The following is a 14,473-nucleotide window of genomic DNA, read 5'->3' on the forward strand; positions in this document are numbered from 1 at the left end:
ATCTCCTTCTTTTTTTAATTTCCAATATTCCGTCTTTTCATTTTGCAGCTTTCATACGAACACTTTTTTCAGTAGGGGGTGCAACAGCATAGACATCCACCAGTTTTTCCGCCTGCCGGATAAAGCGCTCTACCTGCTGCTCACGTTCTGCCACCAGGGTCAGGCGCAGGTGAAACCGCGCGTCTTGTCGTTCCGCATCCATACCGGCAATAGACAAATTGCCGCGTGCCAGAAGCATCGTCACCCGTGCCAGAACATCAGGACCCGGTGCTGTCTCAACGATTAATGTCTGTTTCATGTGATCACGCTCCCGTCATTTCCATCAATCCTTTACCAGGAGGAACCATCGGTGTTACATTTTCCATCTGCTTCACGACGCAGTCAATCAGTATCGGCGTATCCGTTTCAAGAGCGGCTTTGATGGTTTCTGACGCTTTGCCCGGATCGGAAAGGCGCCGGGCGGTAATGCCGTAACTTTCCGCGAGGCGGACAAAATCAGGCTGTACATCCGGAATAGATGCCGCGTACCGCTCACCGTAGAAGGATTCCTGCCACTGGCGCACCATGCCCAGCGTATGATTGTTCAAAATAAAGATGTTCACCGGAAGTTTCTGTCCGGCAATCACAGCCAGCTCCTGAAGCGTCATCTGAAAACCACCATCGCCGAGGATAGCCACAACTTTTTTCCCGGGTGCGGCTATTTGCGCACCGATCGCTGCTGGAAGGCCGTAGCCCATCGTACCCAGTCCGCCTGAGGAGACCAAATGTCCCGGGGACTCGATCCGGTAATACTGGGCAGTCCACATCTGGTGCTGTCCGACATCGGTCGCGACCACCGCGTCAGGACCGGCAAAACGGCAGATTCTCTCGATGACGTACTGGGGCAGCAGCTCCCTTTTCGACTGCTGGTGATCGTAATGCAGCGGATGTGCCGCCCTATAATCGCGCAGATGATTCAGCCAGCTGCCGTGATCAGGGAGCGGAGCGTTCAGCGCCTCCTCCAGTTGACAGAGCACCGTGCCCGCATCGCCGACCAGACCGTAATCGGTCTTTACCACTTTTCCAATTTCCGACGGATCAATATCCACATGGGCAATCTGTGCATCCGGAGCAAATTTTTCAATATTTCCGGTCAGCCGGTCATCGAACCGCGAGCCGATATTGACGAGCAGATCGCACTCGGAAAGCGCCATGTTGGCCGCAAACGTGCCATGCATGCCGCCCATCCCGAGAAACAGCGGATGAGATCCGGGAAAGCTGCCGAGACCGAGAAAAGTCGTCACAACCGGTAAATGACAGCGTTCAGCAAAATCCCGAAGCCGGTCAGCTGCACCGGAATGAATGACGCCTGCCCCGGAAAGCAGCACCGGGCGTTCAGCGATTTGCAGCGCAGCAGCCAGTCTCTTGACAGCCCGGATATCTGCTGTTTTCGTCACATGATAACCGGGCAGCGCAACATCATGGATAGACTCCGGGACGTTCTCCAGACTACCCGCGCAAATATCCTTTGGCAGATCCACCAGAACCGGACCCGGACGTCCGCTTGTTGCGAGATAAAACGCTTCAGCAACAACTTCCGGCAGTTCGTCTGCACTTCGGACCCGGAAATTATGCTTCGTTGCCGGAGCGGTCATACTGACCACGTCCGCTTCCTGGAACGCATCGGTATTGATTGCACCGCGCGTCACCTGTCCGGTAAAGACAACCAGTGGCAGTGAGTCGATCAGCGCATCCATCAGACCCGTAATCAGATTTGTCGCGCCCGGACCGCTCGTTGCCAGCACGACACCCGGTTTCCCCGAAACCCTGGCATAACCCTCCGCCGCATGCACCGCACCCTGCTCATGTCTCGTCAGGATGTGGCGCATATGATGCCGGTAAACCGCATCATAAATCGGCAGAACCGCTCCGCCCGGATAGCCGAACAGGACGTCTGTTCCCGACCGGCTGATCAGACGCATCAGAGCATCTGCCCCCGTATCCCTGCCGTGTCCCGCCTTTACAGTCAATTCAGGTTCCTCCTCTCTTTTTCTGTCTGAGGCACTTCATCCTTTCTGTATATGTTCTGCCTCAATCCCTTTGATCTCCACTTCCGGTCAACCCGAAAATGAAATTTTTGGGATTGGTACAAATGTTAAGCACTTTGAAAAATTCAGTCAACCCTCTTTTGTCAGATTTTCGGGTGCTTTTCAAGCGCTCTTATAGAAGAAAAATATTTTTATTTTTTTTGTGATCCGGCATTTTCCCTGTTTTTGCCCGGGTTATCCTTAAAAATAGTTTTCTGCACTGTGTTTGAGTTGACACAGCTCGCATGCCATGATATATTAACTTTACAAATTAATGTGACAATTCAGGTAAGGAGCAGTTTAAATGATTTACCCAATCCAGCACACGCACAACGTCATTTTGATTATTAGTTAGGGTTCCGGCATTCGTTGAAAAACGTGAAATGCCTGAACCCAGATTTGCGTTGGATGGGTTCAGGAAAGCCGCCCATTCAATCACGAATGGGCGGCTTTTTTGTTGTTACTTTTGGCACCTGAATTTTTTCAGAAAAGGGAGGCAGTCAGCTGTGCATCATCTGTTCTGTATGATCCAAAATAATCGATCCCGTTTCGTCCGACTTCTGCTCATTATGTTCGGCCATGTTTTCCGTCAGATCCGGACATCGATCTTTTCTTCTGAAAGACCGAAATATCAGCCAGCGGGCCCTTTATCTGTCACGCTGTCCGAAAACATCCGTGATCCTGCCTTCCGTCTGCACACGGGACAGACCGCGCGCCTCAGAAAGACATCCTTTCTGAATGCCCTTCTGCCTCACTGCGTCATGGCCCGCGGTCCGGACAGCAAAACCGGGTCAGTACATGGCGTAATCGCCTCCCTTGATTCCTGTGATCCATTGACCATTTTCGGGACGGGCAAAGCAGCACTCCGGAGCATGCCGCTCTGCCCCGCTGACGGCACGCTTTTACAAAGGGTGGCAAGAAGGCCCGTGAATGGATTCACGATAAGCGAACCGTTTCATTACAGGTGCCATGCGAAAATCAGGCACTCCCTGAGACAAATTAAACGGTTGGTTTAGATATATGAGCGTAGCCGATTTAGCCATAAGCTCTGAGGGTATGAAATACGCTGCTTTTGATGCGAGAAAGTTAGAAAAACAGGTGGCACCATGGCAATCGACTTGCAGCCGTCGGCGTCACCTGGCTAAAGTGAAAGTCGCTTTTGATCAGCATCATAAAGTCTTGCCCCACACATGAATGAGAAGACTTCGCTAACTGGCAGAAAGCGAGGTAACGTAAAGCAACGCTTCAAGCTAAAATGGGTAACCCACGTAAAGACTATTTGCATAAGCTGACGACACAACTTATCAAACAATATGATGTGTTATTGAAGATTTGAAAACCAAAAATCTTCTTAAGAATCATCATCTGGCAAAAAGCACCAGCAATGCGTGCTGGCGAATGTTCCGAACCCTACTGGAGTATAAGTGCAGATGGTATGGCAAACGAATAATTATTGCCCAGCCACACTATACGAGCCAAATTTGTTCGCGTTGCGATTATCATAGTGGCAAAAAGCCATTAGAAATACGTGACTGGACCTGTCCCATGCGTCACACGCACCACGACAGAGATATTCATGCGGCAGTTCATATCCTGAATCAAGGATTAAAAGCCATTCAGGTCAGGAACTGGCCCTGGTCAGTTCGTTCGACCACTCAAGAGTTTCTTTGAGTTTCTTTGAAAACGATGAAGCCGAATGTGCCCGGAAACTCGGGAATTTATTCTCGATGTAGGATGTAGTTCATACGGATTTCTCAAGTCCGGCATTTAGATCTTTTTCAGTGTATGGCTTAATACCGGATCCGTGACCGGTCGCCCGGTGAAAACGCGCCATAACAGCCGCAGCGTGATCTGTCCGGCTAAGTCGCGGTGGCTCTTCAGTTTGCCCTTTATGGCGCAGGAAAGTTTCATTGCTTCACTTCATGCAAACGCTTAAACAGTAAAGGAAACCTGCCGATAATCAGTCTGGATATTATTTTCTTCTATTATATATGGAGAAAAATCAGGAGGCAGGTTTTTGTGAATTTCTTCCGTCGCTGTATTCAGTTCGCATTTTCTTTTCATATACGTACGCTGTTTCTGCTCATGGTCGCGGCTATCGTCATCATTCCTGATGTGTTTCTCTTCACATCCGTTTACCTTGATTTAAGGGCGATTCCGGAAATACGCCAGTCCGGACAAATGATGATGATCCTTCTCAAAATGGGGCTTATCGCTTTTCTGGCCATTGTCATTCTTTCTCTGATTGTCTGGTTTGCCTGTAAAATCATCTTCCTGCGTCCGATGGATCGTTTCATCGCCGTAACCCGGGCCGTGAGCCGTCATGATCTTTCACAGGATCTGGACGACAATGTCACAACCAACCACGAATTCGGACTGATGAGAAGCAGCATCAATCAAATGATCCAGTCTCTGAATCAGATTATTGAGGACATTCTCCGTCGTTCTGTGTCGGTGTCCGTCTCGTCCGGTCAGCTGACTGCATCTTCCGGGCAAAATAAAAAGGCATCCATCGACATGGCCCGCTCGCTGCAGGAAGTCGCAGAGGCTGCCGATCATCAGGTGCGTCAGGTGAGCAGCGTGAAAAAAGAGACCGATGAAATCAATATAGCCATCGCGTCGATCACGCAGGATTCGCTCAAGCTTGCCGACAAGTCGAAAGTCTCCGTCCATACCGTACAGTCCGGTCAGAAAGAAATGACCCGTGCCACCCAACAGATGCGCCAGATCAGGCAGACGATCTCTGAATTGTCGGAGCTTGTCCGAGTACTCAGCAGTCAGTCTGAGAACATTAATCAGATGATCCAGTCGATCAACGCCATCGCGGATGAAACCCAGATGCTTTCATTAAATGCATCGATTGAAGCAGCCCGCGCCGGGGAACATGGCAAAGGATTTTCTGTTGTCGCCCATGAAATCGGTAAACTGGCTGATCAATCATCTGTATCTGCCAGACAGATTCATGAAATTCTCGATACCATCCGCCACGAAATCCTGCAGATTGCCCATGCGATGAAGAATGAAGTCACGCAGATCGATGATGGAATGAATTTGGTTGATCATGCCGGTTCATCATTCAGGGAAATTGAAAGCTATGTATTACAAACCAGCGAAAATATTAAAAAAATGGATCAGGAGGTCAATAAAATATCGATTGCTTCATTTAATACGGCATCGTCTTTCCATACCATCGAAGAGATGGCGAACAATACTTCGTCACATACCCAGACCCTCTCAGCCGAAACGCAGGAACAGACAGCAGTGGCTGAAAGTGTTGCCGGGCAGGCCGCGGACCTTTCTGATATTGCAGATGATCTGAAGAAAATCGCTGCTTCATTTAAAGTTAAGGGACAAACAAAAGCTTAACCATACTGTTTCGCAAGCAGGTACGGGGGTAAAAGAAAAGTCCGGAAGACGGGAACAAAACGGTCTTCCGGACTTTTCTTCGGTTATGAGAGATATACCTTCACCCTTTTTACAGGGATTCTGTTACGACTTTACGTTCAAAGGGGTCGGAGCTGATTCCTTCTGCAAGGATCTTCTTTGACCATTCCTTAGCGGAAAAAAGTGAATGATCACGATAGTTGCCACAGCTTTCAATCGTTGTCCCCTGCACGTCATCCCATGTGGCCGGGCCGGCAATGAATTCGAGAGCCCCCTTCAATGCTTTGGCGACATCGTCAGGCTGATGTTCGCCCCAGAGAATCAGATGAAACCCTGTCCGGCAGCCGAACGGTGAGCAGTCAATCACGCCGTCCAGACGATCACGAAGCAGACTGGCCAGCATATGTTCAATCGTATGAATGCCTGCTGTTGGAATGGCATTGGCATTCGGCTGAACAAGGCGCAGGTCGTAATTCTGAATCTCATCGCCCCTGGGTCCTTTTTCCGTACTGATCAGCCGGACATAAGGCGCTTTGACTTTTGTATGATCAAGAGTAAAACTTTCTACTTTTGCCATGATAAGAATCTCCTTTCTAAATAATTGAATTCCTGTTGCTTTACTCTATTTTAATATGAATATACCCCAACATGCACGTCATAACGTTTTTTCAACTAAAAACGGCCAATTACTTCCGCATTCAGTGACTTCAGGACGTCAACTGTCAGCTTCAGTGCCGACACATAGTCTTCAAAAGCAACATAGCTATACGGCGTATGGGCATACCGGACCGGAATCCCGAGGACAATAGTCGGTGCGCCTGAATACAGGTTGATCACTGCCCCGTCGTTACCGCCTCCGGTCCGGACCGCGTGTTGTGCTTTAATCCCCTTCGCACCGGCCCTGTCCAGGACGTATTTCTGGAACCGTGGGTTAACGATGATCGAGGTATCCCGGTCACGCAGCATCGGTCCGCGCTTCATGCCAGTCTGAATCATATACTCCGGAGAAAATGTATCGTCGGCAGGCGGCCCTTCAAAAACGATAGCCAGATCCGGCTGAATCTTTTTCACCGTGACCTGTGCCCCGCGTTCACCTACCTCTTCCTGTGCAGATAAGGAGGCAACAATATCGACATCAAGGTCCTGCCCGTCCAGTTCACGCAAGGTATCGGCAAGACATGCGGTGCCGATCCTGTTATCGAAAGCTTTACCCAGCATCACATCACGATGATCAAGATATTCGAAACGCACATCAGGCACAACAGGGGCGCCGATATCAATCTTCAAATGATTTTTTACTTCTTCCGCAGACGTCGCACCGACATCGATCGCCATATCGGAGATCTTCGGTACAGCCTTTTTCTGTTCAGCAGTCATAAAATGTGGCGGTATACTGGTGATAATCGCCGGAAGATAGACACCATCCCTGTTACGTACCCGCACCTTATGTGCCGGAATATTCACTGGAGCCCAGCTGCCAATCGTCACAAAACGGAGGGTTCCGTTCGGCTTGATTGCCTGTACCATGAACCCCACTTCGTCACTGTGCGCGTCCAGCTGAACAACCGGACGATGCCCGGTGTTCCCCCTGCGCCTGACATAAACATTACGCATGGGGTCTTCGGTTACTTCGCCCAGATCCTTTACAGCTTCTGAGAAAAGGTGGACAACTTCATCTTCAAACCCCGACACGCCGTTTGCGTTTGAGAGTTTTTCTAATAATTGTAAGGAACGCTTCTTATCCATTTTTTTGCCTCCTTATCCTTATTTTACCTCAGACCGGCACAGGCGGGAATAAAAAAATGATCCACGTTCCATACTGAAACGGATATCCCGCTGATCTGCCGGACTGCTCCCCGGAATAAAGCGAAACGTCCACCCGCGCCTGGTCGTTTTCCCTCATGGCCCGGAGGCGGGGGGGTTACTGCCCGTTCATGCGTGGCAAATTCCGAACGAAGAAAGCCGATCTGATTTATATTATTCGTTTTTTCCTGTATTTTATGTTCCATTTTACCTATTGATACGTTATAGTTACTTTATAACTACATATTACATTTCAGGAGGGTTTTCCTTGTTAAAGAAAATCGCAGTACTGCTTTCAGCCGTTTTGATCATCGCTGCCGCGCTTTCCGGCTGTGGAAACAGGAGCGGGGCAGGCAGTTCAACTAAAGAGGACACGTTCAGAGTTGCCATGGTCACCGGCATCGGCGGCGTTGACGACAAATCCTTTAATCAGTCCTCATGGGAAGGTATGAAAAAGTTCGCTGAAGATAACGATCTGAAGACCGGATCTGATGTGAAATACCTGGAATCCAGCCAGCCGAGTGACTTTTCACCGAATCTGCATGAATTAATCAATCAGAAATATAACTTAATCATTGCGATCGGCTTCCAGATGCAGAGCGATATACAAAAAATCGCGCAGCAGAGTCCTGATGCTCATTTTGCACTGGTTGACAGTGTTGCAGTGGACAAAAATAACAAGCCCCTGAAAAATGTGGCTAATCTGACGTTTAAGGAACAGCAGGGCTCCTTCCTTGTCGGTGTGGTCGCCGGGCTGACAACGAAAACCAATAAAGTGGGCTTTATCGGCGGAGTTGATTCGGCACTAATCAAAAAATTCGAAAACGGATTTAAAGCCGGCGTTAAAGCTGCTAATCCGGACGCTGAAATTTACGCCCAGTATGCTGGCGCCTTTGATGCACCGGATAAGGGCCGTGCGATCGCCCAGACGCTCTATACAAAAGGTGCAGACATTATTTACGCTTCTGCCGGCGATACCGGAAACGGCGTCTTCACCGAAGCCAAATCTCTCAAAAAGGACGGGAAGAACGTCTGGGTTATCGGAGTGGACCGGGATCAGCATGAAGAAGGGCTTCCGGAAAATGTGACCCTGACTTCCATGGTGAAACGCGTGGATCAGGCGATTTACGATGCTTCTTCAAAGTCGAGGAAGGGCAACTTCCCGGGGGGTCAGATCCTTGAGTACGGATTGAAGGAAAAAGGCGTGGGGATCGCCCCGACCACAAAAAATGTGAAACCGGAGATTATTGATCAGGTGAAAGATTATCAGCAGAAGATTATTGACGGCGACATCACGGTTCCGTCAACGGATAAGGAGTATGCAGATTATCTCTCTTCATTGCCCAAAAAATAAGTTTTCTGCACTATTAAGACAGCGATGGGCAGGTTCCATCGTTGTTTTTCCTATCTATAATCGATAACGAACAGGAGATGCCTCATCATGAAAAACAGGACGATTTACTTTATCCATGATACAGATGTTGATGACCTTGTTTCGCTTTTTTTACTGACTCAGATGGAACATGTGACACTCAGCGGCGTATCGGTCATCCCCGCAGATGGCTATCTGTCACCGGGGATTGAAGCCAGCCGGAAAATCATTGATCGATTTGCCCGGAAAAAGACGGAAGTCGCCCGCTCAAACTCAAGGGGCGTGCACCCCTTTCCCAAAGAATGGCGCCTGCGTTCCTTCTACGTCAATGCCCTGCCTGTTTTGAATGAATCAGGAAAGATGGAAGCCCCGGTCAGCCCGCTCCCCGCGCATGAACATCTGATTCAGGAAATTCGAAACCATCCGGAGCCGACAACCATACTCTGTACCGGCCCGCTGACTGATCTGGCACGCGCACTCGATCAGGCGCCGGACATTGAAGAAAAAACAGACCAGCTGATCTGGATGGGCGGCACCCTGAATCCGGTGGGCAATGTCCAGGAACCTGAGCATGACGGATCGGCAGAATGGAACGCGTTCTGGGACCCTGAAGCCGTCGCCCGCGTCTGGCAGAGCAGCCTGAAAATTAAAATGGTCGCCCTTGAAAGTACCAGTCAGGTTCCGCTGACTCTTCCCATTCGCAACCAGTGGGCATCGCTTAGAAAATATACAGGGCTGGATTTCATCGGCCAATGTTACGCATCCGTTCCGCCGCTGATTCATTTTGAAAATAACGCCACGTACTATCTGTGGGATGTACTGACCACGATGGCTGCCGGATATCCGGAACTCGTCAGGACGAAAAAAGCCCTGACCCGTGTCCATGTTGAAGAACCCTGCCAGGGCAGAATCGAACCCGTTGAAGGCGGTCGCCCTGTTGAGGTTGTCTACGATGTTGATACCCGGGCCTTCTGGTCGTCACTGATTGAGCTGGCCAAAAAAGCTTAATCCGCAACCGGAAAGACCGGCAGTTTTTCCAGATAGATAATGTCGCTCCGCTCAGCTGCCTGACCTTCGGCAAGAATCGCTGCCCTGCCGGCAACCTGCCCGCCGGCTTCACGGACGAGCAGTTCCAGTGCCTGAATCGATTCACCGGTACTGATCACGTCATCAATGATCAAAATACGCCTGTCCCTGATCAGCCCGGCTTCCGCCCGATCAAGACACAGAATCTGCTTTTTCTGCGTGGTCATCGAACGGACTTCCGTGACAAAGGGCTCTGCCATGTAAGGCTTGATACTTTTTCTGGCAACAAAATAACGTTTCATCCCCATAATCCGGGACAACTCCTGGACGAGAGGAATCCCTTTTGCTTCCGCTGTGAGCAGGTAATCTGCTTCCGGAAGCTTTTTCTTTAATGCTGCAGCTGCATGAACGACCAGCTCGGCATCACCGAGAATGACAAAACTTGCAATGGAAAGCGTATCCGAAATTTGTCTCACAGGCAGATGCCGCGTGACACCGGCAACATGTAACGTAAAAAATGACATAATGATTCTCCTTTGTATGCGCGCGATCAACAGGCGATTCGTCTCTGAACCTATCCCTGAATAATGATATCCTGATTAACAAGATTAGCAGGTCTTTCCTGTTTATGCAATCGCCGGACCAGTTGCTGCAAGGCTATTTTCCGGGCGCTGTAAAATGAATCTTCTGAGACGAAGGCAGAGTGAGGCGTGATGACGGTATTTTCGAGGGCAAAAAGCGGGCTTTTTTCAGTCATTTCATCTTCAATCACATCAACGGCTGCTGCCCTGATTTCACCTTCCCGGATGGCTTCGGCAAGCGCCGCTTCATCCACCACCCTGCCCCGGGATGTATTGACGAGAAAAGCACTCCTTTTCATCATTTTGAGTTCTCTTTCTGAAATTAAGTGCGTCGTTGCGGGGATCAGCGGACAGTGCAGCGAAAGAATATCCGATTGCATCAGCAGTTCATCAAATGTTTCGACTTTTTCCGCACCAAAACGCCTCAGGAATGCCCGGCTTTTCGTCGGAGCATACACAAGGACGCGGACATGCAGCGCACGCAACATCGGCATCATTGCCTGGGGAATACTGCCAAAAAAATACAGACCCACTGTCTTTCCAGACAGCCGATACGTTTTATAACCATACAGCGGATTCCACATCCCGCGCCGGACAGAACGGTCATGCATGGTGATTTTCCGAACAAGATCAATTATCATCCCGACTGCATGCAGCGCCACTTCTTCTGAGCAAAACCCGGGACAGTTGGTGACACAGACGCCGTGATCCGTTGCCGCCTGCAAATCGACATGATCGACACCGATCGATTGAAGAGCGATGATTTTCAGGCGCGGCAACTGAGCAAGTATTTCCCGCGTGATCTGCTGATATTCAACCACCACGCCCTCTGCGTCGCGCGCATGGTCGACGAAATCTTTCTTCTTCTCATAATCTTTCACTTCAACGAGCTCGATATCCGGAATGGCCCATTCTCGAAGCAATTGCCGTTCGTAGTCCAGCGTATCATCAATATTATAGTAGAGAACTTTTTTCTTCACCTGCGCTGCTCCTCTCAATGCGTACAGATCCCGCTTAAAACACGGTCGATAATCGATAGCCCCTGATCCATCTCTTCTTTTTTAATGTTGAGCGGCGTTGCGAAGCGCATCCCGTTCTCATGGACACCGCAGCCAAGAGTCAGAAGTCTGTGCTTCAGGCAGTCTTCTCTGACGCGTGACAGCATATCTGGCGCCGGGCTTCCGTCCGGGTGAGAAAATTCAATAGCCTGCATCAGCCCCAGTCCGCGGACATCGGTGATGCAGGTGTACTTTTGCTGCAGATCAAGCAGCCGGCTCTTCAGATACCCGCCCATTTTTCGGACATGGTCTAAAAGATCTTCTTCCTGAAAAACATCCAGGACAGCCAGTGCCGCAGCTGCACTGACCGGATGACCGCCAAACGTCGTCCCATTCATCCCCGGGTGCCACTCCGCCATAATCTCCGGTAAGGCAACGACCGCACTCATCGGCAACCCGCCCGCCAGTGCTTTTCCAACCGTCATGATATCCGGCACGACCCCGAACTGTTCACTTGCAAACATCCGGCCTGTGCGCCCGTAGCCGGACTGTATTTCATCGATAATCAGCAGGATGCCGTGCCGGCTGCAGCGCTCGCAAATGCCCTGAACAAATGCTTTCTCCGGAACCACATACCCTCCTTCTCCCTGAACCGGCTCCATGATGATCGCCGCCACCTGATCCGGCGCGATCAGATACGCAAACAGGTGATCCAGTTCATTCAGGCAATAGGCCGTACGCTGTGCTGCATTAAATCCGTCCGGACACAGATCCTTTGACGGATAAGGGGCAAAATAAACGGAACCCGCCATCGGTTCAACGTATTTTCGGTATTTCGCTTTCGAACCCGTCACCGAAAGTGCGCCCAGTGTCCGGCCATGAAAAGACCCCTGAAAAGCGATAATCGCCGGTCTTTTCGTAAAAACTCTGGCCAGTTTCAAAGCCCCGTCAATCGCCTCGGCACCCCCATTTGAGAAAAACACCGAGTCCAGCCGTCCCGGTGTCACTGCAGCAAGCCGCCTGGCCAGTTCCAGAGTGGATGGATAATGGACGAGATTGAACGAAGCATGAATCAGTTTTCCCGCCTGTTTCTTGATCGCCTCAACAATCTTCGGATGGCCATGTCCCAGCGCGTTGACAGCGATCTCCTGCACAAAATCCAGATAGCGCTCGCCGTGAATATCCGTCAGATAACAGCCCTCTCCACTTGCCACAATGAGATCGGTTGCCTTTGCCAGTGCCGGACTCAGAAATGGCCTGTAATCCTCAATGTTCATCCGCATGCCTCCATCTTTTCGTGACGATCCTCTTTAATTTAAAATATTTATCAGAAGTGAAAATATACCGGAACACGTTTTATGAAGACCTCCTGTCCGCAGATCCGGCTGCCATACGCTCAACAGGCGAAAGGATATTCACACCGATGACACCGATTATAACCATCAGTGCGCCGATGTAATGATAATAAAACAGCTGTTCATGGAGAAAAAACGTTCCGGCGAAAATAGAAATGATCGTTGTCAGATTCGTAAAAATGCCGAATCGATAAGCCTCTATATGCTTCAGAGCGAAATTGGACAGAAAAAATGTCGTAAACGACGCCAGAATGCCGAGATAACTGACTGAGATCAGGTACACAGGGTTTGCCAGCGGCGTAAAGTAGCCGGCCACTGTCCCTGAAGCGATGTGGTTACCGGCAGAGATAAGATTAAAGGAGATCCATCCTGAGAAAATCATAAAGCAGGTCATGTCCTCCATTCGGAAAGACTGCGCCGCCTTCCTGCCAAGTACATTATAGCCGGCATAGGTCAGCGTACTGACCATGATCAGTACAATACCGGGCCATTTCACGAGTCCAAAATGGACGTTATTCATCATAAAGATAAACATCACACCCAGGACGGAAACGCTCACAGCCAGTTTCTGCAGCCCTGTCTGTCTCTCTTTAAGAAACCAGGAAGCCATCAAAATGGTGAAAATCGGCAGCAGTGCCTGAATAATCCCCGCTTCCGAAGCAGGCAGGTAGAGCAGTCCAAGTGCCTGAGTCAGAAAATAGAAAAAAGGGTTCAAAACGGACAGTAAGAGAAGCAGCAGCAGATCCCGCGGCCGAAAAGACCATTTCATCTTTCTGAAAAGTAAAAAGGGCAGGGAAAAAAATAATGCAATCGTAAAGCGATGCGCCAGCACATCCAGGGGATCTGCTTCCTGCAAACTGAGTTTGACAAACAAAAACGAAAAACCGATGATGCATGAAAACAGCACAGCTGCAAGATAAGCACGAAATTTCATGGTCCTTTCATCTCCGTACGAGAGGATAACTTGCTCACTGGTCCGGCTGAAAGTTCGTATTCCGCCGGTTGAATGTGATTATTCAGCCGGATGCGGGGGTCATTCAGCCGCAAGTCCAAATTATTCAGCCGGATGCAGTTTTTTTCAGCCGCAAGTCCGGGTTATTCAGCCGGAGCCGGTATTTTTTCAGCCGCAGATCTGGGTTATTCAGCCAGACCGGTATTCAGCCGCAAATCCGAATAATTCAGCCGGACCGGTTTTCATCCACAAATCTGAATTATTCAGCCGGAGCCGGTAGTTTTTCAGCCGCAAATCTGAATTATTCAGCCAGACCCAGTATTTTTTCAGCCGCTGATCTGAATTATTCAGCCGGATCTGATATTTTTTCAGCCGCACGTCAAAATAAGGAGAAAGTCAGGGTCAGATCAGTCGCTGACGTCTTCAATCATAAAGGCGAGCAGGAGGTTCGTCCGGACATAGGGGTTATTTAAATCCATATCTAGGATGGACTGGATTTTTTTCATTTTATTATTAGCCGAGAACACTCGTGACTTCAGTCATGAGATGAATCGGCGTATCTTCTCAATACTGTAATCACTAAATTGTTAAATGATCTGTTTTGTTCTTTGGCTATTTGTTCCAACTCTTTCTTTAAGTCTTTCTCAATGGTCAATAGTGTTCTTGTTTTGTTACTTGCTATCGTACCCATATCATTTCACCTCATAAATATAATAATATTTAATCATAATGTTTACAAGATAATGACATCATAATATATCCTGAATTATTCATAGCAGCTTATTTTCTATGGTTTAGGTGGTAATTTCGCAAAGGATTTTACAGATTTTTACTAAGCGAACAACTTAACGATGATTTTGAATGCCTGTTGGCCCGCATGGAACATGCGGACAGCCATTTTCTCGTTTTCAGGGCAGACGAATCCCGTCGTTTCCA

15 protein-coding genes are annotated in these 14,473 nt (G+C 49.3%); 5 read left to right on the plus strand and 10 right to left on the minus strand.

Annotated elements, in window-relative coordinates; all coding sequences use genetic code 11:
• Window positions 1-37: 37 nt before the first annotated feature.
• Both EWH91_RS13170 and ilvB read right to left on the minus strand, forming a co-directional pair.
• Window positions 38-298, minus strand: coding sequence for an ACT domain-containing protein (locus tag EWH91_RS13170; RefSeq protein WP_129930572.1), 261 nt, complete (start codon window positions 296-298; stop codon window positions 38-40).
• A 4-nt stretch (window positions 299-302) separates the two neighbouring features.
• Entirely contained in the window at window positions 303-2,009 is a 1,707-nt protein-coding gene (ilvB, locus tag EWH91_RS13175; RefSeq protein WP_256359844.1) for a biosynthetic-type acetolactate synthase large subunit, read from the minus strand.
• Between the two features lie 563 nt (window positions 2,010-2,572).
• On the opposite strand from ilvB, the gene EWH91_RS13180 reads away from it, so the two are divergent.
• Both EWH91_RS13180 and EWH91_RS15055 read left to right on the plus strand, forming a co-directional pair.
• A complete protein-coding gene (locus tag EWH91_RS13180; RefSeq protein ID WP_129930574.1) occupies window positions 2,573-3,082 on the plus strand; it encodes a hypothetical protein in 510 nt (169 codons plus the stop codon).
• A gap of 307 nt (window positions 3,083-3,389) precedes the next feature.
• Window positions 3,390-3,737 (plus strand): RNA-guided endonuclease TnpB family protein, encoded by a 348-nt coding sequence (locus EWH91_RS15055; RefSeq protein ID WP_369122700.1) that lies wholly within the window; start codon window positions 3,390-3,392, stop codon window positions 3,735-3,737.
• 96 nt (window positions 3,738-3,833) lie between these two features.
• On the opposite strand, the gene EWH91_RS14530 is transcribed toward EWH91_RS15055, so the two are convergent.
• Complete coding sequence (locus EWH91_RS14530) at window positions 3,834-3,977, minus strand: hypothetical protein (RefSeq protein ID WP_165364333.1); 144 nt, start codon at window positions 3,975-3,977, stop codon at window positions 3,834-3,836.
• A 108-nt stretch (window positions 3,978-4,085) separates the two neighbouring features.
• Between EWH91_RS14530 and EWH91_RS13190 the strand changes: the two genes are divergently transcribed.
• The gene (locus EWH91_RS13190; protein ID WP_129930578.1) at window positions 4,086-5,432 is read left to right on the plus strand and encodes a methyl-accepting chemotaxis protein; all 1,347 of its coding nucleotides are present in this window, start codon (window positions 4,086-4,088) and stop codon (window positions 5,430-5,432) included.
• A 109-nt stretch (window positions 5,433-5,541) separates the two neighbouring features.
• On the opposite strand, the gene EWH91_RS13195 is transcribed toward EWH91_RS13190, so the two are convergent.
• Together EWH91_RS13195 and EWH91_RS13200 are read right to left on the minus strand one after the other, a co-directional pair.
• Window positions 5,542-6,027: an S-ribosylhomocysteine lyase gene (locus EWH91_RS13195; protein ID WP_129930580.1), complete on the minus strand. Its 486-nt coding sequence runs from the start codon at window positions 6,025-6,027 to the stop codon at window positions 5,542-5,544.
• A 95-nt stretch (window positions 6,028-6,122) separates the two neighbouring features.
• Window positions 6,123-7,196 carry a M42 family metallopeptidase gene (locus EWH91_RS13200; protein ID WP_129930581.1) on the minus strand — a complete coding sequence of 358 codons (1,074 nt, stop codon included), beginning with the start codon at window positions 7,194-7,196 and terminating at the stop codon, window positions 6,123-6,125.
• A gap of 325 nt (window positions 7,197-7,521) precedes the next feature.
• On the opposite strand from EWH91_RS13200, the gene EWH91_RS13205 reads away from it, so the two are divergent.
• Together EWH91_RS13205 and EWH91_RS13210 are read left to right on the plus strand one after the other, a co-directional pair.
• Window positions 7,522-8,607 (plus strand): BMP family lipoprotein, encoded by a 1,086-nt coding sequence (locus tag EWH91_RS13205; RefSeq protein ID WP_129930583.1) that lies wholly within the window; start codon window positions 7,522-7,524, stop codon window positions 8,605-8,607.
• An 87-nt stretch (window positions 8,608-8,694) separates the two neighbouring features.
• A complete protein-coding gene (locus EWH91_RS13210) occupies window positions 8,695-9,633 on the plus strand; it encodes a nucleoside hydrolase (protein WP_129930585.1) in 939 nt (312 codons plus the stop codon).
• Here EWH91_RS13210 and EWH91_RS13215 read toward each other — a convergent pair.
• From EWH91_RS13215 to EWH91_RS13235, 5 genes are all read right to left on the minus strand, one after another.
• A complete protein-coding gene (locus tag EWH91_RS13215) occupies window positions 9,630-10,175 on the minus strand; it encodes a phosphoribosyltransferase family protein (RefSeq protein ID WP_129930587.1) in 546 nt (181 codons plus the stop codon). The two genes, EWH91_RS13210 and EWH91_RS13215, sit on opposite strands and share 4 nt — an antisense overlap.
• Before the next feature lie 50 nt (window positions 10,176-10,225).
• Entirely contained in the window at window positions 10,226-11,212 is a 987-nt protein-coding gene (locus EWH91_RS13220) for a C-terminal binding protein (RefSeq protein ID WP_129930589.1), read from the minus strand.
• A 14-nt stretch (window positions 11,213-11,226) separates the two neighbouring features.
• A complete protein-coding gene (locus EWH91_RS13225; protein ID WP_129930591.1) occupies window positions 11,227-12,507 on the minus strand; it encodes an aspartate aminotransferase family protein in 1,281 nt (426 codons plus the stop codon).
• 79 nt (window positions 12,508-12,586) lie between these two features.
• Complete coding sequence (locus EWH91_RS13230) at window positions 12,587-13,519, minus strand: DMT family transporter (RefSeq protein WP_129930593.1); 933 nt, start codon at window positions 13,517-13,519, stop codon at window positions 12,587-12,589.
• Window positions 13,520-14,072: 553 nt separating this feature from the next.
• Window positions 14,073-14,228: a DNA-binding protein gene (locus EWH91_RS13235; RefSeq protein ID WP_129930595.1), complete on the minus strand. Its 156-nt coding sequence runs from the start codon at window positions 14,226-14,228 to the stop codon at window positions 14,073-14,075.
• Window positions 14,229-14,473 lie beyond the last annotated feature (245 nt).

The organism is Sporolactobacillus sp. THM19-2, from assembly GCF_004153195.1.
Classification (GTDB): domain Bacteria; phylum Bacillota; class Bacilli; order Bacillales; family Sporolactobacillaceae; genus Sporolactobacillus.

Bases quoted from the DNA above. Each gene is read 5' to 3' on its own strand.
- EWH91_RS13225 (WP_129930591.1), bottom strand. From the start codon at position 12,507: ATGAACATTGAGGATTACAGGCCATTTCTGAGTCCGGCACTGGCAAAG.
- EWH91_RS13235 (WP_129930595.1), bottom strand. From the start codon at position 14,228: ATGGGTACGATAGCAAGTAACAAAACAAGAACACTATTGACCATTGAG.
- EWH91_RS13210 (WP_129930585.1), top strand. From the start codon at position 8,695: ATGAAAAACAGGACGATTTACTTTATCCATGATACAGATGTTGATGAC.
- EWH91_RS13195 (WP_129930580.1), bottom strand. From the start codon at position 6,027: ATGGCAAAAGTAGAAAGTTTTACTCTTGATCATACAAAAGTCAAAGCG.
- EWH91_RS13230 (WP_129930593.1), bottom strand. From the start codon at position 13,519: ATGAAATTTCGTGCTTATCTTGCAGCTGTGCTGTTTTCATGCATCATC.
- EWH91_RS13170 (WP_129930572.1), bottom strand. From the start codon at position 298: ATGAAACAGACATTAATCGTTGAGACAGCACCGGGTCCTGATGTTCTG.
- EWH91_RS13200 (WP_129930581.1), bottom strand. From the start codon at position 7,196: ATGGATAAGAAGCGTTCCTTACAATTATTAGAAAAACTCTCAAACGCA.
- EWH91_RS14530 (WP_165364333.1), bottom strand. From the start codon at position 3,977: ATGAAACTTTCCTGCGCCATAAAGGGCAAACTGAAGAGCCACCGCGAC.
- EWH91_RS13215 (WP_129930587.1), bottom strand. From the start codon at position 10,175: ATGTCATTTTTTACGTTACATGTTGCCGGTGTCACGCGGCATCTGCCT.